We start from the raw sequence: 21,130 nt of genomic DNA on the forward strand, positions 1-21,130 counted from the left end.
CCGCAGGGTGCAGCCATCAGCGCACAGGTGGCGCGTACTGGATGCCGCCGTTGTTCCACAGGGCGTTCATGCCACGGTCGATCTTCAGGTCGGTGCCCTGGCCCAGGTTCTTCTCGAACACTTCGCCATAGTTGCCGACTTGCTTGACGATCTGCACTACCCAGTCCTTGGGCAGCTTGAGGTCCTTGCCATACTCGCCGTCCGCCCCCAGCAGGCGAGCAACGTCCGGGTTCTTGGTGCCTTTGGCCTCGGCCTCGACGTTCTTCGAGGTGATGCCTGCCTCTTCGGCGTTGAGCATGGCGAACAGGGTCCACTTGACGATGCTGAACCACTCCTCATCGCCTTTGCGCACCACCGGGCCCAGCGGCTCCTTGGAGATGGTTTCCGGCAGTACCACGTATTCGGTCGGCGCGGCCAGCTTGGAGCGTTGGGCGAACAGCTGCGACTTGTCCGAGGTCAGCACGTCGCAACGGCCGGACTCCAGCGACTTGGCGCTTTCGTCGGAGGTATCGAAAGTGATCGGCGTGTACTTCAGTCCATTGGCGCGGAAGAAGTCCGACACATTCAGCTCGGTGGTGGTACCGGCCTGGATGCAGATGGTCGCGCCATCAAGCTCCTTGGCGCTGGAAACACCGAGTTTCTTGTTGACCAGGAAGCCGACGCCGTCATAGTAGGTAACACCGGCGAACACCAGGCCCATGCCGGCATCACGCGAGCTGGTCCAGGTGGTGTTGCGCGACAGTACGTCGACTTCGCCCGACTGCAGTGCGGTGAAGCGTTCCTTGGCGTTGAGCTGGCTGAACTTGACCTTGGTCGCATCGCCGAATACAGCGGCGGCTACGGCGCGGCACACGTCGGCGTCGATACCAACGATCTTGCCCTGCGCATCAGGTACCGAGAAGCCTGGAAGACCGTCGCTCACGCCACACTGGACGAAGCCCTTCTTCTTTACCGCATCCAGGGTGGCGCCGGCCTGGGCGCTGCTCACGGCGCCCAGCGCGGCGGCAGCGGTCAGGACTGCCAGGGTGGTTTTCAACATCTTCATTCACAACCTCCAAATCGCTCTTGTTGTATCGAGCCGGAATTGCACCGCACCCTTTTGAGGCGTATCCGACCCGTATTGGCTTGTTATTGGGTCAATGGCGCAATGGACTGTTCTGTGACAGCCTTCGCGTGCAAAGGGTGTTACCGTCACGGCCTGCCCTTTGCATCATTGGTTGAATTGCAAAGCGCGTACCAGAATTTACGGCTGTAGCGTTTAAGCGCTCGTCAAGTAGGGAAAGTTGTATCGTTGCGACATTCTTTTTCCGACAATCATTTCCAGCGCCTTCTTTTCACGCACGCCATAACAAGACCCGCACACTTTCGGAGCAGTCATGACCAACCCGCTGATTCTCGAACCGCAGAAAACCGCAGACGCCTGTGTGATCTGGTTGCACGGCCTGGGTGCCGACCGTTACGACTTCCTACCAGTGGCCGAATTCATGCAGGAACGCCTGCTCAGCACCCGTTTCGTCATGCCCCAGGCTCCCACCCGCCCGGTAACCATCAACGGCGGCTACGCCATGCCCAGCTGGTACGACATCAAGGCCATGACCCCGGCCCGCGCCATCGACGAGGCGCAGCTGGAGGAATCGGCCGAACAGGTCATCAGCATGATCAAGGCCGAGCAGGCCAAAGGCATCAGCCTGTCGCGGATCTTCCTGGCTGGCTTCTCCCAGGGTGGCGCGGTGGTGCTGCACACTGCCTATATAAAGTGGCAAGAAGCGCTGGGTGGCGTGATCGCCTTGTCCACCTACGCCCCCACCTTCAACGACCAGCATCAGTTGAGCGCCTGCCAGCAACGCACCCCGGCCCTGTGCCTGCATGGTGTGCACGACCCGGTGGTGATCCCTTCCATGGGCCGCACCGCCTTCGAGTACCTCAATACCTGGGGCGTTGCCGCCCGCTGGCACGAATACCCGATGGAACACGAAGTGGTGGTGGAAGAGTTGAGCGACATCCACGACTGGCTGAGCAAGCAATTGCAATAAGCCAGGGCTGTCTGTAGTTGTAAGGCTATTCCACTACGCCGCGCCTGAATCTTGCATTACACTGCCCGGCGTACATTCCTTAACCAGTTGATGAGACGATCGTGCTCAAGGCACTCAAGAAAATTTTCGGCAAGGGAGACGCCGCGCCACAGGCCGTCGCTCCTGCTGCCAGCGTGACGCCGCCTGCGCCCGCACCCACCAGCGAGGCCCGGCCTGCGGAAAAACCGGCCGCACCACGCGCCACCCCCACTCCCCAGGCCGAACAGCCTGCCGCCGTTACGCCAGCCGCCGACAAGCCGGCCAAGGACAAACCGCGTCGCGAGCGCAAGCCCAAGCCGCAGGCCAGCCTGTGGAAACCGGAAGACTTCGTGGTCGAGCCACAGGAAGGCAAGACCCGCTTCCACGACTTCAAGCTGTCCAACGAGCTGATGCATGCCATCCACGACCTGGGCTTCCCGTACTGCACGCCGATCCAGGCACAGGTGCTGGGCTACACCCTGCGCGGTCAGGACGCCATCGGCCGGGCCCAGACCGGTACCGGCAAGACTGCGGCGTTCCTGATCTCGATCATTTCCCAGCTGCAGCAGACGCCGCCGCCGAAGGAACGCTACATGGGCGAGCCACGTGCGCTGATCATCGCGCCCACCCGTGAGCTGGTGGTGCAGATCGCCAAGGACGCCATCGCCCTGACCAAGTACACCGGCCTGAACGTGATGAGCTTCGTCGGCGGAATGGACTTCGACAAGCAGCTCAAGGCCCTGGAAGCGCGCCATTGCGACATCCTGGTGGCCACTCCGGGGCGCCTGCTGGACTTCAACCAGCGCGGTGAGGTGCACCTGGACATGGTCGAAGTGATGGTGCTGGACGAAGCCGACCGCATGCTCGACATGGGTTTCATCCCCCAGGTGCGTCAGATCATTCGCCAGACGCCGCCGAAAAGCGAGCGCCAGACCCTGCTGTTCTCCGCCACCTTCACCGACGACGTGATGAACCTGGCCAAGCAGTGGACCACCAACCCGGCCATCGTCGAGATCGAGCCGGAGAACGTTGCCAGCGAAACGGTGGAGCAGCACGTCTATGCGGTGGCCGGCAGCGACAAGTACAAGCTGCTGTACAACCTGGTGACCCAGAACAAGTGGGAACGGGTGATGGTGTTCGCCAACCGCAAGGACGAAGTGCGGCGCATCGAGGAAAAACTGGTGCGCGACGGCATCAATGCCGCGCAGTTGTCGGGTGACGTGCCGCAGCACAAGCGTATCCGTACCCTGGAAAACTTCCGCGAAGGGCGCATCACCGTGCTGGTGGCCACCGACGTGGCGGGGCGGGGCATTCATATCGATGGCATCAGCCACGTGATCAACTTCACCCTGCCGGAAGACCCGGACGACTACGTGCACCGCATTGGCCGGACAGGCCGTGCTGGCACCAGTGGTGTGTCGATCAGCTTTGCCGGTGAGGATGACTCGTACCAGCTGCCAGCGATCGAAGAGCTGCTGGGGCGCAAGATCAAGTGTGAAATGCCGCCGGATGAACTGCTGAAGCCGGTGCCGCGCAAGCACCACTGAGTGGTGTTGGATTCTTCGCGGGCTTGCCCGCTCCCACAGGGGCTCCACAGCTTCCGGAAGCTGTGGAGCCCCTGTGGGAGCGGGCAAGCCCGCGAACCGGGGCAAAGCCCCGGCCAGAAATACTCTGTCTACCAGCGCTCCGCCGCATCCTGATCACTCTGCTTCCCTTCCACCCACCGCGCCCCTTCCTGGGTATTTTCCTTCTTCCAGAACGGCGCCCGCGTCTTCAGATAGTCCATGATGAAGTTGCAGGCATCGAACGCCGCCTGCCGATGGGCACTGGCCACGCCGACGAACACGATCGGCTCACCCGGCTCGAGCGCACCGATGCGGTGCAGCACCTCCACCTTGAGCAACGGCCAGCGCTGCTCTGCCTCCACCACGATCTTGGCCAAGGCCTTTTCGGTCATGCCCGGATAGTGCTCGAGGAACATCCCCGCCACCTCGCGGCCATCGTTGAAATCCCGCACGTAGCCGACAAAACCGACCACCGCGCCCACACCGACATTCGCCGCGTGCATGGCATTGGTCTCGGCTCCCGGATCGAACGCGCCCTCCTGTACTCGCACAGCCATGTTCAGCCTCCGGTCACCGGCGGGAAGAACGCCACTTCATCGCCCTCTTCCAGCGGCTCATCGAGCTTGCACAGTTCTTCGTTGCGCGCACACATCAGGTTCCGCTCGGCCAGCACTTCATACTGCCCGCCCTTGGCCACCAAGGCCTGGCGCACATCGTCGAGCACCTTGAACGCACCCTCCACCCGCTCGGCATCCACGCCCAACAATTCGCGGTAACGGGCGAAGTACATCACCTTGACCTTCATCACGCCTCCACCTTGTAGTGGCCACTCTTGCCGCCGAGTTTTTCCAGCAGGCGCACCTGCTCGATGACCATACCTTTATCCACAGCCTTGCACATGTCATAGATCGTCAGCGCAGCCACGCTGGCTGCAGTCAGCGCCTCCATCTCCACGCCGGTCTGCCCGGCCAGCTTGCAGCGGGCGACGATACGCACAGCGTCCTGCCCCTCGGCACTCAGCTCGACCTTGACGCTGGTCAGCATCAGCGGGTGGCACAGCGGGATCAGTTCGCTGGTCTTCTTCGCCGCCTGGATCCCGGCAATGCGCGCCACGGCGAACACGTCGCCCTTGGGGTGTTCACCGTCGACGATCATCTGCAAGGTCTGCGGCAACATGCGCACCCGCGCCTCGGCGGTGGCCTCACGCTCGGTCACGGCCTTTTCAGTGACGTCGACCATGTTGGCCCGCCCCTGGGAATCAAGATGTGTCAGCACTGCTCTGCTCCTGTGAAGGGAACTCGCAGTGTAAACCTGTGAGTCAGGTTTGAGCAGAGGGGTGCGTCAACCGTGCCCGCGAAAAAGCCGGGCGGCGAACCGCCCGGCGGAGAGGGTTACAGATGCGACTCGGCGTACTCGGCCAGCACCGAGCGTGGCACGCCCTGCAGGGTGATGTGCACGCCATGGGGGAAGTCCTTGAAGCGCTCGGTCAGGTAGGTCAGGCCCGAGCTGGTCGCGGACAGGTAGGGGGTATCGATCTGCGCCAGGTTGCCCAGGCAGACCACCTTGGACCCGGAGCCGGCACGGGTGATGATGGTTTTCATCTGGTGCGGCGTCAGGTTCTGGCACTCGTCGATCAGGATCAGGCTCTGCTGGAAGCTACGGCCACGGATGTAGTTCAGTGACTTGAACTGCAGCGGCACGCGCTCGAGGATGTACTCGACGCTGCCATGGGTGCTCTCGTCATCCATGTGCAAGGCTTCGAGGTTGTCGGTAATGGCGCCCAGCCACGGTTCCATCTTCTCGGCCTCGGTGCCCGGCAGGAAGCCGATCTCCTGGTCCAGCCCCTGCACGCTGCGAGTGGCGATGATGCGCCGGTAGCGCTTGCTGACCATGGTCTGTTCGATGGCCGCGGCCAGGGCCAGGATGGTCTTGCCGGAACCGGCGGCGCCGGTCAGGTTGACCAGGTGGATATCCGGGTCGAGCAGGGCGAACAGCGCCAGGCTCTGGTGGATGTCACGCGGCTTCAGGCCCCAGGCTTCCTGGTGCAGCAGCGGTTCCTGGTGCAGGTCGAGCAATAGCAGCTCATCGTTGCGGATACCCTTGATCCAGCCGACGAAGCCCTGTTCATCGATGATGAACTCGTTGACGTGAACCGCCGGCAGGTTGTCGATCAATTGCACGCGGTGCCAGGTGCGGCCGCGCTCCTGGCGGGTATCGACCTTGCTCACCCGGTCCCAGAACGAGCCGGTGACCGAATGGTAGCCCTTGGACAGCAATGACACGTCATCGACCAGTTGGTCGGTGCTGTAGTCCTCGGCCGCGATGCCACAGGCACGTGCCTTCAGGCGCATGTTGATGTCTTTGGTGACCAGCACAACGTCCAGGTCGGTGCGCCGGGCCCGTACTTCGAGCAACTGGTTGATGATGATGTTGTCGTTGAGGTTTTCCGGCAGCAGCTTGTTCGGCTCGTTGCGCGGAGTCATCAGGATGGACAGGAAGCCCTTGGGCCCGCTCTTGCCACGCTGGATCGGCACGCCCTGCTCGACATCGCTGGGCGAGGCGTCACCAAGGGTCTGGTCGATCAGGCGAATGGCCTGGCGGCATTCGGCGGCGATGGTCTGTTTGCCGGTCTTGAGCTTGTCGAGTTCCTCCAGCACCGTCATCGGGATGGCGACATGGTGCTCCTCGAAGTTCAGTAACGCGTTGGGGTCGTGAATCAGGACGTTGGTATCGAGCACATACAGGATAGGCTTGCTGGAGGAAGGGTTGCGTCCTTGGTCATCCATACTCGGTCACCTTATGTCGAAGCCACACGGCGTGGTCTGTTACGCCGCAGAGTGACTGCCGCTGTCCCCGTATCCGCGTTGTTACGGGCGGGAAGCGAACCTGGCTAGGTGGGCCTGGATGACGCCACCTGTGCTGCAGGAATCGGCTGTCTGGTTTCTTCATACCGCAAAAATGATGACTAAAAAAAGTCTTTTTACGTGCAGGTGAAGTTTATTTTTCCAAATGACGAACAGGGGTTGGCGAGGGGGCGCGCGAGGACTACAGTCAAAAATCAGGCTGCCATTGCATGGGTCAACGCCAGCAAGCCATGCACCTAACCTGTAAGAGCAACTGTGTTGTGTTGCCTGTACTGGCCTCATCGCCAGCAAGCCAGCTCCCACAGGGACAGCGCATGGCTTGAGGCCGATGCGGTCGAGGTGGGAGCTGGCTTGCCGGCGATGGGCTGCGCAGCAGCCCCCTCTCACCCTCGGTTGGCATATCCCTGGCAATCTTCCCAACCAATCCCGCTCTGCGCCGTATTGCGCAACAACCACTCCACCGCCGGCTGCGCCCTGGGCAGGCTGTCATGGAACTGGATCACCCCCTTGCGCCACAGCAGCATCAAGGTCAGCACCCGCTGGGCAGAGGCCTCGGCGCTCAGTGCGCCATCATCCTGGGCATCGATGTCCCACAACGACACTTGCAACTGCTGGCTGGCCATGAACGCCTCGCCATCGGCCCGGCGCTGCCCGTAGGGCGGCCGAAACAACGGTACATACTGCTCCGGCAGGTCGGCCTGCACCCGAGCCTGGCTGCGCCGCAATGAATCCTGCCAGCCTGTCCACTGCGCATGGGAGCGGTACTCCCAACCCTGAATCCCCACACAATGCCCACGATAGAGCTGGCGCAAGGCATCTGCCGCACCGGCGTCGCGGCGTTGCTGCAGGCGGTTGCCGAGCACGAAGAACGTGCCTTCAAGCTTTTGCCGGCGCAGATAATCAGTCAGCAGATCGGTACTGCCGCCATCCGGCCCGGGCCCGCCGACGAAGGTCAGCAGGAACATGCGATCGTTCAGCTCATCCCCATTGCGCTCGCGTGAGGACAACCGCTCCACCTCGCTGCTGGTCTGCGGCAGCAACGCAGCCTTGCGCAGTTGTTCGTCCAGGTACCGCACATGGAACTGGTGGCTCGGCTCGATCCAGCCCGTGTAGAACGTGCCGACATCGGCAGCGAACGTCGCTGCCTGTGTGCGCAACTCCGCCATCGACGTAACCGGATAGCAGAACGACGCATCCTGTTCGCAACTGCGCTGCGCCTGTTGATAACCTTCCCACAACCGCTGCCACATGCGCGCCCGCACCAGGCGCACCTTCTGCAGGTTGACCTGCCGTAGCCCCAAGCGTGCCGCCAGCGCCGCGTCGTCCAGCAGTTCGCTTTCATGCAGCACCTGGGCGAACGAGAGGATCTCGGCCCGCGAGGCCACATCGAACAACGCCGGGCTGTCCAGCTTTTCGGGCCACAGGCTGCGGTCCAGGCTCACCTGGGTTGAAGGGGCGGCTTGCACGGCCAGGCTCAGCAGAGCGGCCAACAAGGCAGAGGCAATACGCACGGTTGAAGCTCCGCAACGGCGAAACGCGCACTATAGCCTCTGCACCGGCCATGGTCTGTGACTATCGTCGCCATAGTTTGGACTTGCACCGCCCAGCCCGTAGAATTCCCGGCCTACGATGCCAGGAGCCGACCCGATGCTGACGGTGATATCACCCGCCAAGACCCTCGACTACGAAACCCCGCCGGTGACCGAGCGTTTCACCCTGCCCCAGTACCTGGACGACTCTCAGGAGCTGATCCAGCAGTTGCGCGACCTGTCGCCAGCGCAGATCAGCGAACTGATGCACCTGTCCGACAAGCTCGCCGGCCTGAATGCCGCGCGCTTCGGCAGCTGGACCCCGGACTTCACCCCGGCCAATGCCAAGCAGGCGCTGCTGGCGTTCAAGGGTGACGTGTATACCGGCCTCGACGCCGAAAGCCTGGGCGAGGACGATTTCAGCTATGCCCAGCAGCACTTGCGCATGCTTTCGGGCCTGTATGGCCTGCTGCGCCCGCTCGACCTGATGCAACCTTACCGCCTGGAAATGGGCACCAAGCTGGCCAACGCCCGCGGCAAGGATCTGTATGCGTTCTGGGGCACGCGCATCAGCGAATGGCTGAACCAGGCCTTGGCCGAACAGGGCGATGACGTGCTGCTGAACCTGGCCAGCAACGAGTATTTCAGCGCGGTGAAACGCAGTGCGCTCAAGGCCCGGGTGATCAACGTCGACTTCAAGGACCTGAAGAACGGCCAGTACAAGATCATCAGCTTCTACGCCAAGAAAGCCCGCGGCATGATGAGCCGCTTCGTGATCCAGCAGCGCATCAGCGACCCGGAGCAGCTCAAGCAATTCGATGTGCAGGGGTACTACTACAGTGCCGAACAGTCGAAGCCGGACCACCTGGTGTTCCTGCGGGATCATCCTTCCGAATAGTCAGGCAATACACAATCCCCTGTAGGAGCGGCCTTGTGTCGCGAAAGGGCCGCATAGCGGCCCCGGCAATTTCTGCTTTGATGTTGAAATCCTGGGGCCGCTGCGCGGCCCTTTCGCGACACAAGGCCGCTCCTACAAAAAGCGCCTCCCTCCTTACCCCCTCCGCCCCGCAACAGGGCACGACGCAAAGCGCCATCACGCCACAAATCCGACGCCAAAAAATCGACACACCACCACTTATAGCCAAACGCCATAAGACCGTTCGTAGCTTTTTTGACTATTTTTTCAAAATATTTTTCGATGCTGGCATAAAAATATCTCGCAACAGTTTCGCCCTTTATATATCGGGGCAAAACCCCCGAGTGCTATCAGATTGAAATTGTCCGCCACTGAAAAAATATTTAGAAATCTTTCATCCACGTCGAACCCACCTCGGAACTTCTGCTACGACGATTCGCTCATAGTGCCGTAACGATTTTCCTGCCCTTGGGCTGTGAGAGATGACTTACATATGACAACGGCAGGTATCCACTACCGGCCTCAACAACTTCGACAGGTATGACGGGCAACCCCCGAAGACCTGTCCATGCAGGAGAGACGCGTCCCTTTCAATTCGTCCTAGTGGTTGATTTCAAAGGATTTTTCCACTTGAAAAAACAAGCACAGCAAAGCGCCACGTAGCGCATTGCAATAAAGACGGCTGCATTCCAGGGCACGTTTTTTAATTAATGGCTTTTTACTGCCACATTTGAGTGCATAACTTTTTGCGCTCCGGATTTATTTTGCCTGCGCTCGGCGAAGTGTGCATTTCGCCATGGATCCGTGCGCCCGAAAACTGTTGTTAATCAACCCAGTCCGGCTCTCTCCGGAGGCGCCGGCGTGATAAACACATGAGGTGATAGCGATGCGTATCAGCATCTTTGGTTTGGGTTATGTGGGTGCAGTCTGTGCAGGCTGCCTGACGGCGCGTGGCCATGAAGTGATCGGTGTGGACGTGTCCAGCACCAAGATCGACCTGATCAATCAGGGCAAGTCGCCCATCGTCGAACCTGGCCTGGAAGCACTGCTGCAACAGGGCATCGCCAACGGCCGCCTGCGCGGTACTACCGATTTCGCCGAAGCCATCCGTGCCAGCGACGTATCGATGATCTGCGTGGGTACCCCAAGCAAGAAGAACGGCGACCTGGGCCTCGAATACATCGAGTCGGTGTGCCGAGAAATCGGCTACGTGCTGCGTGACAGCGAGCGCCGCCACACCATCGTGGTACGCAGCACCGTGCTGCCGGGCACCGTGAAGAACGTGGTGATCCCGATCCTCGAAGACTGCTCGGGCAAGAAAGCCGGCGTCGACTTCGGCGTCGCGGTCAACCCGGAATTCCTGCGTGAAAGCACCGCGATCAAGGACTACGACCAGCCACCGATGACCGTCATCGGCGAACTGGACAGCGCCAGCGGCGACATCCTGCAGGCCCTGTACGAAGAGCTCGACGCACCGATCATCCGCAAGCCGATCGAAGTGGCCGAGATGATCAAGTACACCTGCAACGTGTGGCACGCCACCAAGGTCACCTTCGCCAACGAGATCGGCAACATCGCTAAGGCCGTAGGCGTGGATGGCCGTGACGTGATGGACGTGGTCTGCCAGGACAAAGTGCTGAACCTGTCCCAGTACTACATGCGCCCTGGCTTCGCCTTCGGCGGCTCGTGCCTGCCCAAGGATGTGCGCGCCCTCACCTATCGCGCCGCCAGCCTCGATGTACGCGCACCGCTGCTCGACTCGCTGATGCGCAGCAACGAATCGCAGGTGCAGAACGCCTTCGAGCTGATCGAAGCCCACGACAAGCGCAAGGTCGCCCTGCTCGGCCTGAGCTTCAAGGCCGGCACCGACGACCTCCGTGAAAGCCCGCTGGTGGAACTGGCCGAACGCCTGATCGGCAAGGGCTACCAGCTGGATATCTACGACGAGAACGTCCAGTACGCCCGCGTACACGGCGCCAACAAGGACTACATCGAGTCGAAGATCCCGCACGTGTCGTCGCTGCTCAACGCCGACTTCCAGAAGGTGATCGACAACGCCGACATCATCGTCCTGGGCAACCGTGACGAGCAGTTCCGTGCACTGGCCCAGCAAGCGCCGGCCGGCAAGCACGTGATCGACCTGGTCGGTTTCATGAGCAAACCGACCTGCGCTACCAGCCGCACCGAAGGCATCTGCTGGTAAGTGCTGGCCGGGCAGCGGGGGCCTCCCCACCCCCGCTGCCCACCTTTTCCCGAATTCTCGACGGATGCTGAACATGCAAAGGATCCAGACAGTGCTGTTGCAGTGCGCCGGTTGGCTGCTCTACGTGAGTCTGCTCATGCTGATCGCCCTGGCCCTGCCAGCCGATATCTTCGACTCGCAGTCGAAGCACTTCATCTTCCTGGTCGGCGCAGTCGGCATCTGGCGCTACTCCATGGGCGCCACCCATTTCATCCGCGGCATGATCTTCCTCTACGGCGTATACCCGTACCTGCGCCGCAAGGTTCAGAAAATGGGCAAGGACGCCGACCCGTCCCACGTGTACCTGATGGTGACCAGCTTCCGCATCGAAGCTCTCACCACTGCTCAGGTGTACAGCTCGGTGATCCGCGAGGCGATCAACTGTGGCTTCCCCACCACCGTGGTCTGTTCGCTGGTGGAGATGTCGGACGAACTGCTGGTGAAAAGCCTGTGGGCCAAATACAACCCGCCAGCCCATGTGAAACTGGACATCGTGCGCATCGCCGGTACCGGCAAGCGTGACGGCCTGGCCTACGGTTTCCGTGCGATCTCGCGCATGCTGCCGGACGAGAACGCCGTGGTGGCGGTAATCGACGGTGACACCGTGCTGGGCGATGGCGTGGTACGCAAGACCGTGCCGTGGTTCAAGCTGTTCCCCAACGTCGGCGGCCTGACCACCAACGAGTTCTGCGAAGTGCGTGGCGGCTACATCATGAGCGAGTGGCACAAGCTGCGCTTCGCCCAGCGCCACATCAACATGTGCTCGATGGCCCTGTCCAAGCGCGTGCTGACCATGACCGGACGCATGTCGATGTTCCGCGCCAGCGTGGTGACCAACCCCGAGTTCATCGCCGACGTCGAAAGCGACTCGCTGATGCACTGGCGCCTGGGCCGCTTCAAGTTCCTCACCGGTGACGACAAGTCCAGCTGGTTCAGCCTGATGCGCCTGGGCTACGACACCTTCTACGTGCCGGACGCCGCCATCAACACGGTCGAGCACCCGCCGGAGAAGAGCTTCCTCAAGGCCAGCCGCAAGCTGATGTACCGCTGGTACGGCAACAACCTGCGGCAGAACTCCCGCGCGCTTGGCCTGGGCCTGCGCCGCCTGGGGCTGTTCACCAGCATCGTGCTGTTCGACCAGCGCGTGTCGATGTGGACCAGCCTGCTGGGCCTGACCGTGGCGGTGATCGCCAGCCTCAAGTTCGGCCTGGGCTTCCTGCTGGTGTATCTGCTGTGGATCGGCATCACCCGCCTGATCCTCACCATCATGCTGCTGTGCTCCGGCCACAACGTAGGCCCGGCCTACCCGCTGATTCTCTATTACAACCAGATCATCGGCGCGCTGATGAAGATCTACGTGTTCTTCCGCCTCGACAAGCAGTCCTGGACGCGTCAGCCCACTGCCCTCAAGCGTGACCTCGCCAGCTTTCAACAATGGTTCAACACCTGGTCCTCGCGGACCATGACCTTCTCGGCTGCCAGCATCTTCGTTGCTGTGCTGTTCATGGTCGTGTGAGCCCAACCCGGATCGGAACTAACAGGAACAAACCACATGAATACCGCCGTGAACGTCAACGTCGTGCATGAGTCCGAAGCCCAGCGCCAGCATGCCCGGGTACGCATCCCCGCCAAGCTGCGGTTCCTCGACCCTCAGCGCCAGGCCCACGATGTGAAGGTCGACGACCTCTCCGCCGGTGGCCTGAGCTTCCACACCAAGCAACAACTGTCGGTTGGCGACGTGCTCCGCGGGCGGCTGCAGTTCACGGTCGACAACCTCGGCCTGTCGATGGACATCGAGTTCCAGGTGCGCTCCTACAACCCGGGCAGCGGCCGTACCGGCGCGCAGTTCCAGAACCTCGAGCTCCGCGACATCGCCACGCTGCGCCACATCATCACCTCGCACCTGTCGGGTGAGCTGATCACTGCTGGCGATGTGCTCAGCACCCTGCAGCGCGACAACTTCACCAAGGCGCGCAAGCAAAAGGACGGCGGTGCCGGCCTGAGCGCCTTCGGCCGCCTCAAGGCGGTCACCGTCACCCTCGGCGTGTTCGTGGTCGGTGTCGCCGCCTTCGGCTTCATCGCCAAGTCGCTGTACGGCATGTACTTCGTCAGCCATGCCGAAGCCGGCGTGGTCGCGGTACCCACCACCAACGTCACCATGCCGCGCGACGGCACCGTGAACAGCCTGGTCGAAAGCGGTGGGCAGATCGCCAAGGGCGCGCCACTGGCCAGTTTCACCACCAGCATGCTGGACATGCTCAAGGGCAACCTGGAAGACGCACAACTGGAGCCGGCGAAGATCGAGGAACTGTTCGGCAAGCAGCTGTCCGGCACCCTCACCAGCCCGTGTGATTGCGTGGTTGCCCGCCAGCTGGTGGACAACGGCCAGTACGCCGCCAAGGGCCAGCCGATCTTCCAGCTGATCCCGCGCACCACCAACCCGATGGTCGAGGCGCGCTTCACCTACCGCCAGTTCGACGAGGTCAAGCCAGGCACCCGCGTCAACTTCCAGGTAGCCGGCGAAGACGAAGTGCGTACCGGCCAGATCGTCAGCAGCGCCAGCCTCAACAGCGAAGACCTGGCCGCCGACATCCGCGTGCAGATCAAGCCCGACAGCGCCCTGCCCGCCGAACTCGCTGGCCGCCCGGCTTCGGTCAACAGCGACCGTGGCCCATCGCTGAACTGGCTGATCGACAAAGCCATGGCCCGTGGGCTGTAAGAGGACAAGCCTATGACTAGCAGACAACCCGATACCTGTGGGAGCTGGCTTGCCGGCGATCGAGTGCGCAGCACTCGCCCAGCAGATGTATCGCCTGCACTGGCCAATCGCCGGCAAGCCAGCTCCCACAGGGTTCGTGTGAACCTTGGTTTGTGTGGCCTGGCCATGGCCATCGCCTTGGCCGGCTGTGCAGGCCTGCCCGACCAGCGCCTGGCCAACGAAGCCATGAAGCGCGGTGACACGGCACTGGCCGAGCGCAACTACAAGGCGCTGGCCGACCTGGGCTACAGCGAAGCGCAAGTGGGCCTGGCCGACATCAAGGTCGCCACCCGCGATCCGGCGAAAATCAAGGAAGCCGAGGCCACCTACCGCGCCGCGGCCGCCATTTCGCCGCGTGCCCAGGCGCGCCTTGGCCGCCTGCTGGTGGCCAAGCCCGACAGCACCCAGGCCGAGCGCGAAGAAGCCGAAACCCTGCTCAAGCAAGCCGCCAAGCAGGGCGAAAGCAACACCCTGATCCCGCTGGCGATGCTCTACCTGACCTACCCGCAGAGCTTCCCCAAGGTCAACGCGCAGCAGCAGATTGACCAGTGGCGCGCCGCCGGTAACCCGGAAGCGGGCCTGGCCCAGGTGCTGCTGTACCGCACCCAGGGCACCTACGACCAGCACCTGGGCGAAGTGGAGAAAATCTGCAAGGCCGCCCTGAACACCACCGACATCTGCTACGTCGAACTGGCCACCGTGTACCAGAAGCGTGGCCAGGCCGACCAGCAGGCTGCCCTGCTCGGCCAACTCAAGGCTGCCTACGCCCGTGGCGCAGTGCCGGCCACCCGGGTCGACAGCGTTGCCCGGGTACTGGCTGACCGCAGCCTCGGCCAGACCGACGAAAAAACCGCCAAGGACCTGCTCGAGCAGGTGGCCCCGGCCAACCCGGCGTCCTGGGTCAGCCTGGCGCAACTGGTGTACGACTTCCCCGAGCTGGGTGATACCGACCAGCTGATGGCCTACATCGACAAGGGCCGCGAAGCCGAACAGCCACGCGCCGAACTGTTGCTGGGCCGCCTGTACTACGAAGGCAAGACCGTGCCTGCGGACGCGCCCAAAGCCGAAGAACACCTGCAGGCTGCCGCCGACGCCGGCGAAGTCAGCGCCCATTACTACCTGGGCCAGCTGTACCGCCGCGGTTACCTGGGCAACGTCGAGCCGCAGAAGGCCGTCGACCACCTGCTGGCCGCCGCCCGTGGCGGACAGAACAGCGCCGACTACGCCTTGGCCCAGCTGTTCAGCGAAGGCCACGGCATTCGCCCGCAACCAGGTAACGCCTGGGTATTCGCCCAGCTGGCCCAGGCCAACCCGTCGCCGCAGTCCGCTGAACTGTTGCAGCAGCTCGATCAGCAACTTACGCCTGACCAACGCAGCCAGGCCCAGCAACTGCTGGCACAAGAGAAGCAGGCGCGCGGCAGCATGGCGCAAGGCGCAAACAGCACCCTGGCCATCGAAGCCCTGCAAGACGACGAAAAAGAAGTAACCGGTGAGGACTCGCTATGACGCTCAATCCCTTCGTGAAAGCTGGCATCGGCCTGAGCTTCGCCCTGCTGTGGTCCTGCCCGACCCTGGCGGAAATGACCGCTGAAAAGAACTTCGGCCTGGATGTGAAGATCACCGGCCAGTCGGAAGACGACCGTGACCTGGGCACCCGCTCCGGCGGCGACGTCAACGGCCTCGGTCTTGATCTGCGCCCTTGGGTATATGGCGAGCGTGGCAACTGGAGCGCCTATGCCATGGGCCAGGCAGTCACCGCCACCGACACCATCGAAACCGACACCCTGCGCCAGAACGACGACGGCACCAGTACCGATACCGCTGCCGACGGCCGTGAACAGGACAAGAGCTACCTGGCCATGCGCGAATTCTGGGTCGGCTACAGCGGCCTGACCGCCTACCCCGGCGAGCAGCTGCGTTTCGGCCGCCAGCGCCTGCGCAGCGACGATGGCATGTGGCGTGACACCAATATCGAGGCGCTGAACTGGACCTTCGACACCACCCTGCTCAAGGCCGACCTGGGCGTGGCCCAGCGCTTCAGCGAATACCGCACCGACCTCACCGAACTGGCCCCGGAAGACAAGGACCGCACACACCTCTACGGCAACGTCGCCACGCAGTGGACCCCTGGCCACTGGGTCGGCGTTCGCGCCCACCACACCCACGACGGCGGCAGCCTGAAGAACCCGGGCGAAACCGTCGATGCGCTGGACAAGACCCGCACCGGCGACCTCACCTGGCTGGGCCTGGAAGCCAACAGCGACGCCTACAACTGGCGCAACGACCACACCGTCAACTACTGGGGCAGCGTCACCTGGCTGACCGGTGACCGCGACACCCTCAGCAGCCAGGTCGTCGGTGACGAAACCGTGGCCACCGGCAAGCAGAGCGGTGACGTCAACGCCTGGGCCACCGACCTCGGCATCCGCCTGCGCCTCGACCCGCAATGGCAGGTCGGTGCGGCCTACGCCCGTGGCAGCGGTGGTGGTGGCGACGACGGTTCGAGCAACTACGAGCAGACCGGCCTCGAGAGCAACCGCTCCAATTACACCGGCACCCGTTCGCGCGTGCACCGCTTCGGTGAAGCCTTCCGTGGCGAGCTGGGCAACCTGCAGGCGGCCACCCTGTTCGCCTCCTGGCAGCTGCGCGACGACTACGACGCCAGCTTCATCTACCACAAGTTCTGGCGTGTCGATGGCAACCAGAACATCGGTTCCAGCGGCATCAACGCGGTAGTCAATGACAACGGCGTGAACCGCCCGCTGGTCGATGGTGAAAAAGACCTTGGCCAGGAAATGGACGTGGTCGTGACCAAGTACTTCAAGCAAGGCCTGCTGCCGGCTTCGATGAGCCAGGCCATCGACGAGCCATCTGCCCTGGTGCGCCTGCGCGCCGGTGTGTTCAAGCCGGGTGACGCCTACGGCAAGGAAGCGGACTCGTACATGCACCGCGCCTTCGTCGACGTGATCTGGCGCTTCTGAGGCCGGGAGACCCTGATGAACCTTCACCCGCACTTACGTCACAGCCTCCTGGCCAGCGCCCTGCTGCTGGCCAGTGGCCTGGTCGCTGCCGCAGAGCCCCAGGTGATCGCCAAGGAACTGCAGCAGGCCAAGACCTACACGGTCTCCAGTGCACCGGTCGAGCCGCTGCACATGGACCCGCCGAAGCTGCCTGACCTGACCGGCTACACCGCCGAGGCGGTGCAGAAGAAAATCGACCGTCGCCACAAAGGCAAGGTCAGCCTGCGCCGCATGTTCCAGGAGGACACCCTCAAGGAATTCGTTGGCGGCGACAACAAGGCGGCCGAGTGGGTCCAGCGCCAGCATGGCATTCCGCAGGCGATCTTCGTCGATGACGGCCATGTCGACCTGGTCGAGCTGAGCAAGAAGGTACCCAAGCAGTACCTCAGCGAAGTCGAGCCAGGGGTCTACCTGGCGCGCCTGCCGATCGTGGTCGGGCAGAAGGGCATCCTCGAGATCGACGGCAAGGTCAAGCAACTGCGCCTGTCCCAGGAAGGCGGTTCGTTCCTGGTCAACGACGGCAAGCTGTTCGTCACCGACACCCAGGTGACCGGCTGGCGGGAAAAGGAAAACGGCCCGGCAACCTTCCGCTCGCCCAAGGAGTTCCGCCCGTTCCTGCTGTCGTGGGGCGGTACCGAGACCTACATCGTCAACACCAAAATGGCCAGCTTCGGCTACGCCAAGTCCAAGTCGTACGGCGTGAGCATCTCGCAGTACACGCCGAACATGGCCAAGCGCATGGGCCGCCCGGAACCCACCGGCTGGATCATCGGCTCTGAGTTCAGCGACATGTGGTACGGCTTCTACTGCTACGAGACCCAGGACTTCGTGGTCAAGGACAGCACCTACCGCGACAACATCGTCTACGGCATCGACCCGCACGACCGCTCGCACCGGCTGATCATCGCCGGCAACACGGTGTACGGCACCAAGAAGAAGCACGGCATCATCGTCTCGCGTGAGGTCAACGACAGCTGGATCATCAACAACAAGAGCTTCGACAACAAGCTCTCGGGCGTGGTGATCGACCGTAACAGCGTCAACAACCTGATTGCCTACAACGAGATCTACCGCAACCACACCGACGGCATCACCCTGTACGAAAGTGGCGACAACCTGATCTGGGGCAACAAGCTGATCAACAACCGCCGCCACGGCATCCGCGTACGTAACAGCGTGAACATCCGCCTGTACGAAAACGTCGCAATAGCCAACGGCCTGGTCGGCGTGTACGGCCACATCAAGGACCTGTCCAACACCGACCGCGACATCGCCCTCGACCCGTTCGACACCAAGGTGTCGCTGATCCTGGTCGGTGGCGAACTGGCGGCCAACGGCTCCGGCCCGCTGTCGATCGACTCGCCGCTGTCGGTCGAGCTTTACAAGGTATCCATGCTCGCCCCGCGCAAGGCCAACGGCATCAGCCTCAACGGCATCCTCGGCGAACGCCAGGACGAAATCCTCGACCTGCTGGTACGCCAGCAAAAGGCTGTGCTGATCGACCCGGTCGAACGCCAGACCGAAATGATCGATTAAGGAAGCCCAGACCATGACTCCACATCTGATGAAACTGCTGGGCCTGTCCGCCGCCCTTCTGGCGATCAGCCAGGGCGTGCGCGCCGAAGACGTCAAGGCCCCCACCTTCAGCGCCGAGCCTTGCTGCCAGCTGTGCCCTGAAGCGCACGACCCAAGCCGCTACACAACCCGTTACCAGCAAAACTTCACCACGCTGGTGCAGGCGAAGGGCGACTGGCTGTTCCGTACCCGCGAAGACCTGCGCACCGAGTTCAATACCACCCCGGCCGGCTACAAGCGCCTGCAGCAAGTGCACGACGCATTCAAGAAGCGCGGCGTGGAACTGGTGGTGGTGTACCAGCCGACCCGCGGCCTGGTGAACCGCAACATGCTCAACCCGGCGGAAAAGGCTGCCTTCGACTACCAGAAGGCCCTGGGCAACTACCAGGCCATGCTCAAGCGCTTTGCCAGCATGGGCTACAACGTGCCCGACCTGTCGCCGCTGACCAACGAACAGCTGGCCGCTGCCGACCAGGGCAAGGACTTCTACTTCCGTGGCGACCAGCACTGGACGCCTTATGGCGCCGAGCGCGCGGCCAGGATCGTGGCCGATACCGTGCACAAGATGCCGGCTTTCGAAGGCATCCCGCGCAAGGAATTCGAAACGAAAAAGTCCGGGCGCATGGGCAAGACCGGCACCCTGCATAACGTGGCCGGCCAGCTGTGCGGCACCAGCTATGCCGTCCAATACATGGACCAGTTCGCCACCGAGCCGAAAGGTTCCACCGGCGGCGGCGACGACCTGTTCGGTGACGGCGGCAACGCGCAGATCACCCTGGTCGGCACCAGCCACAGTGGCAAGAACTACAACTTCTCCGGGTTCCTCGAGCAGTACATCGGCGCCGACGTGCTCAACGTGGCCTTCCCTGGTGGTGGCCTGGAAGGTTCGATGATCCAGTACCTGGGCAGCGAAGAATTCCAGAAGAACCCGCCGAAGATCCTGATCTGGGAATTCTCCCCGCTGTATCGCCTGGACCAGGAAACCATCTGGCGGCAAATCCTTGGCCTGCTCGACGACGGCTGCGATGACCGCCCGGCCCTGATGAGCGCCAGCGCCACCCTCAAGCCCGGCAAGAACGAGCTGATGGTCAATGGCAAGGGCGGCGTGATCAAAGACCTGATCAACCGCAACATGCAGATGGACGTCAAGTTCGAAGACCCGTCGGTGAAGGTGCTGCAGGCGACCCTCTGGTACCTCAACGGCCGCCACGAGGACATCAAGCTGGAAAAACCGGAAACCTCCGACACCGACGGCCGCTTCGTCTTCCAGATGCGCGAAGACGAGGATTGGGCCAGCCAGAGCCTGCTGGCGTTCGAGGTGCAGGGACCGGAAAGCGGTACCCAGAAGGTCGAAGCCAAGCTCTGCAAACGCAACAACTTCGCCGTGCCTGCGCAGACCGCGCAGGCCGGCCAGTGAGGCGACCATGATCCCGTTCAAGCGAATTTCCCGCCCCGCCCTGCTCGCCCTGGCGTTGTGCGGCGGTGCCGCGCACGCCGCGCTGGTACCGCCCCAGGGTTACTACGAGGGGATCGAAAAGCTCAAGACCGGCGACGGCAACTTCCGCTGCGAAGCTGCCCCCAAACCGTATACCGGTGCCCTGCAGTTCCGCAGCAAGTACGAAGGCTCGGACAAGGCGCGGGCAACACTCAACGCCGACTCGGAAAAGGCCTTTCGCAAGTCCACCGAAGACATCACCACCCTTGAGAAAGGCGTGAGCAAGATGATCGGCCAGTACATGCGTGACGGCCGCCCGGCGCAACTCGACTGCACCCTGGCCTGGCTGGGCAGCTGGGCCCGCGCCGATGCGCTGATGTCCACCGACTACAACCACACCGGCAAGTCGATGCGCAAATGGGCGCTGGGCAGCATGAGTGGTTCGTGGTTGCGCCTGAAGTTCTCCAATTCGCAGCCGTTGGCCGCGCACCAGGCCGAGGCCGAGCTGATCGAAAAATGGTTCGCCCGCCTGGCCGAGCAGACCGTGCGCGACTGGAGCGACCTGCCACTGGAGAAGATCAACAACCACAGCTACTGGGCGGCCTGGGCGGTAATGGCCACCGCCGTGGCTACCGACCGTCGCGACCTGTTCGACTGGGCCGTGAAGGAATACAGGGTTGGCGCCAACCAGGTAGACGAGCAGGGCTTCCTGCCCAACGAACTGAAGCGCAAGCAACGCGCCCTGGCCTACCACAACTACGCCCTGCCGCCGTTGACGATGATCGCCAGCTTCGCCCAGGTCAATGGCGTGGACGTGCGCGGCGAGAACAACAACGCCCTGCAGCGCCTGGCGCAGCGGGTACTGAACGGTTCGAAGGACCCAAGCGCGTTCAAGGCCCGCAATGGCGAGAAACAGGACATGAAAGACCTGAAGATCGACAGCAAGTACTCGTGGATGGAGCCCTATTGCAGCCTGTATGCGTGCAGTGGCGACACCCTGCAGCGCAAGCGCGGTATGCAGCCGTTCAACAGCTTCCGGCTGGGCGGCGACCTGACCCGGGTCTATGACCCGAGCGCAGAGAGCAAGAAATGAGTTGAACCCCTTTTGGGGTCGGAACCTGTGGGAGCGGGCATGCCCGCGAAGAAGGCACCGCGGTGCATGGCAAGGGCTTCGC

At 62.6% G+C, this 21,130-nt stretch carries 17 protein-coding genes; 11 read left to right on the plus strand and 6 right to left on the minus strand.

The window, feature by feature from the left end; genetic code table 11:
* Nucleotides 1-16: 16 nt before the first annotated feature.
* A complete protein-coding gene (locus GEV38_RS22835) occupies nucleotides 17-1,045 on the minus strand; it encodes an amino acid ABC transporter substrate-binding protein (protein ID WP_054573303.1) in 1,029 nt (342 codons plus the stop codon).
* A gap of 331 nt (nucleotides 1,046-1,376) precedes the next feature.
* On the opposite strand from GEV38_RS22835, the gene GEV38_RS22840 reads away from it, so the two are divergent.
* Both GEV38_RS22840 and rhlB read left to right on the plus strand, forming a co-directional pair.
* Complete coding sequence (locus GEV38_RS22840) at nucleotides 1,377-2,033, plus strand: alpha/beta hydrolase (RefSeq protein WP_015271737.1); 657 nt, start codon at nucleotides 1,377-1,379, stop codon at nucleotides 2,031-2,033.
* 101 nt (nucleotides 2,034-2,134) lie between these two features.
* A complete protein-coding gene (gene rhlB, locus GEV38_RS22845; RefSeq protein WP_054573302.1) occupies nucleotides 2,135-3,598 on the plus strand; it encodes an ATP-dependent RNA helicase RhlB in 1,464 nt (487 codons plus the stop codon).
* 128 nt (nucleotides 3,599-3,726) lie between these two features.
* On the opposite strand, the gene moaE is transcribed toward rhlB, so the two are convergent.
* The 5 genes from moaE to GEV38_RS22870 all read right to left on the minus strand — a co-directional run bounded on the left by moaE (nucleotide 3,727) and on the right by GEV38_RS22870 (nucleotide 7,991).
* Complete coding sequence (gene moaE / locus GEV38_RS22850; protein WP_013974144.1) at nucleotides 3,727-4,173, minus strand: molybdopterin synthase catalytic subunit MoaE; 447 nt, start codon at nucleotides 4,171-4,173, stop codon at nucleotides 3,727-3,729.
* 2 nt (nucleotides 4,174-4,175) lie between these two features.
* A complete protein-coding gene (gene moaD, locus GEV38_RS22855) occupies nucleotides 4,176-4,421 on the minus strand; it encodes a molybdopterin converting factor subunit 1 (RefSeq protein ID WP_015271739.1) in 246 nt (81 codons plus the stop codon).
* Nucleotides 4,421-4,891 carry a cyclic pyranopterin monophosphate synthase MoaC gene (gene moaC, locus GEV38_RS22860; RefSeq protein ID WP_013974145.1) on the minus strand — a complete coding sequence of 157 codons (471 nt, stop codon included), beginning with the start codon at nucleotides 4,889-4,891 and terminating at the stop codon, nucleotides 4,421-4,423. Before moaC ends, moaD begins: the two co-directional genes overlap by 1 nt.
* A 116-nt stretch (nucleotides 4,892-5,007) precedes the next feature.
* Complete coding sequence (locus GEV38_RS22865; RefSeq protein WP_013974146.1) at nucleotides 5,008-6,402, minus strand: PhoH family protein; 1,395 nt, start codon at nucleotides 6,400-6,402, stop codon at nucleotides 5,008-5,010.
* Between the two features lie 461 nt (nucleotides 6,403-6,863).
* A complete protein-coding gene (locus GEV38_RS22870; protein ID WP_054572779.1) occupies nucleotides 6,864-7,991 on the minus strand; it encodes a polysaccharide deacetylase family protein in 1,128 nt (375 codons plus the stop codon).
* A 136-nt stretch (nucleotides 7,992-8,127) separates the two neighbouring features.
* On the opposite strand from GEV38_RS22870, the gene yaaA reads away from it, so the two are divergent.
* The 9 genes from yaaA to GEV38_RS22915 all read left to right on the plus strand — a co-directional run bounded on the left by yaaA (nucleotide 8,128) and on the right by GEV38_RS22915 (nucleotide 21,048).
* On the plus strand, nucleotides 8,128-8,907 hold the full coding sequence (gene yaaA, locus GEV38_RS22875; RefSeq protein ID WP_013974148.1) for a peroxide stress protein YaaA: 780 nt from the start codon (nucleotides 8,128-8,130) through the stop codon (nucleotides 8,905-8,907).
* 904 nt (nucleotides 8,908-9,811) lie between these two features.
* Nucleotides 9,812-11,128 carry a nucleotide sugar dehydrogenase gene (locus GEV38_RS22880; protein WP_003257136.1) on the plus strand — a complete coding sequence of 439 codons (1,317 nt, stop codon included), beginning with the start codon at nucleotides 9,812-9,814 and terminating at the stop codon, nucleotides 11,126-11,128.
* A 73-nt stretch (nucleotides 11,129-11,201) separates the two neighbouring features.
* Complete coding sequence (locus GEV38_RS22885) at nucleotides 11,202-12,683, plus strand: glycosyltransferase family 2 protein (protein WP_031324250.1); 1,482 nt, start codon at nucleotides 11,202-11,204, stop codon at nucleotides 12,681-12,683.
* 36 nt (nucleotides 12,684-12,719) lie between these two features.
* Nucleotides 12,720-13,886, plus strand: coding sequence for an alginate biosynthesis protein Alg44 (locus tag GEV38_RS22890; RefSeq protein WP_013974151.1), 1,167 nt, complete (start codon nucleotides 12,720-12,722; stop codon nucleotides 13,884-13,886).
* Nucleotides 13,887-14,051: 165 nt separating this feature from the next.
* On the plus strand, nucleotides 14,052-15,431 hold the full coding sequence (gene algK, locus GEV38_RS22895) for an alginate biosynthesis TPR repeat lipoprotein AlgK (RefSeq protein ID WP_043936268.1): 1,380 nt from the start codon (nucleotides 14,052-14,054) through the stop codon (nucleotides 15,429-15,431).
* A complete protein-coding gene (locus GEV38_RS22900; protein ID WP_013974153.1) occupies nucleotides 15,428-16,906 on the plus strand; it encodes an alginate export family protein in 1,479 nt (492 codons plus the stop codon). Before algK ends, GEV38_RS22900 begins: the two co-directional genes overlap by 4 nt.
* Before the next feature lie 15 nt (nucleotides 16,907-16,921).
* Nucleotides 16,922-18,481 (plus strand): mannuronan 5-epimerase AlgG, encoded by a 1,560-nt coding sequence (gene algG / locus GEV38_RS22905; RefSeq protein ID WP_015271743.1) that lies wholly within the window; start codon nucleotides 16,922-16,924, stop codon nucleotides 18,479-18,481.
* A 13-nt stretch (nucleotides 18,482-18,494) separates the two neighbouring features.
* Nucleotides 18,495-19,937: an alginate O-acetyltransferase gene (locus tag GEV38_RS22910; protein WP_054572778.1), complete on the plus strand. Its 1,443-nt coding sequence runs from the start codon at nucleotides 18,495-18,497 to the stop codon at nucleotides 19,935-19,937.
* 7 nt (nucleotides 19,938-19,944) lie between these two features.
* Nucleotides 19,945-21,048 carry a mannuronate-specific alginate lyase gene (locus tag GEV38_RS22915; RefSeq protein ID WP_013974156.1) on the plus strand — a complete coding sequence of 368 codons (1,104 nt, stop codon included), beginning with the start codon at nucleotides 19,945-19,947 and terminating at the stop codon, nucleotides 21,046-21,048.
* Nucleotides 21,049-21,130 lie beyond the last annotated feature (82 nt).

It is taken from the genome of Pseudomonas sp. 13159349, from assembly GCF_013305685.1.
Classification (GTDB): Bacteria; Pseudomonadota; Gammaproteobacteria; order Pseudomonadales; family Pseudomonadaceae; genus Aquipseudomonas; species Aquipseudomonas asiatica.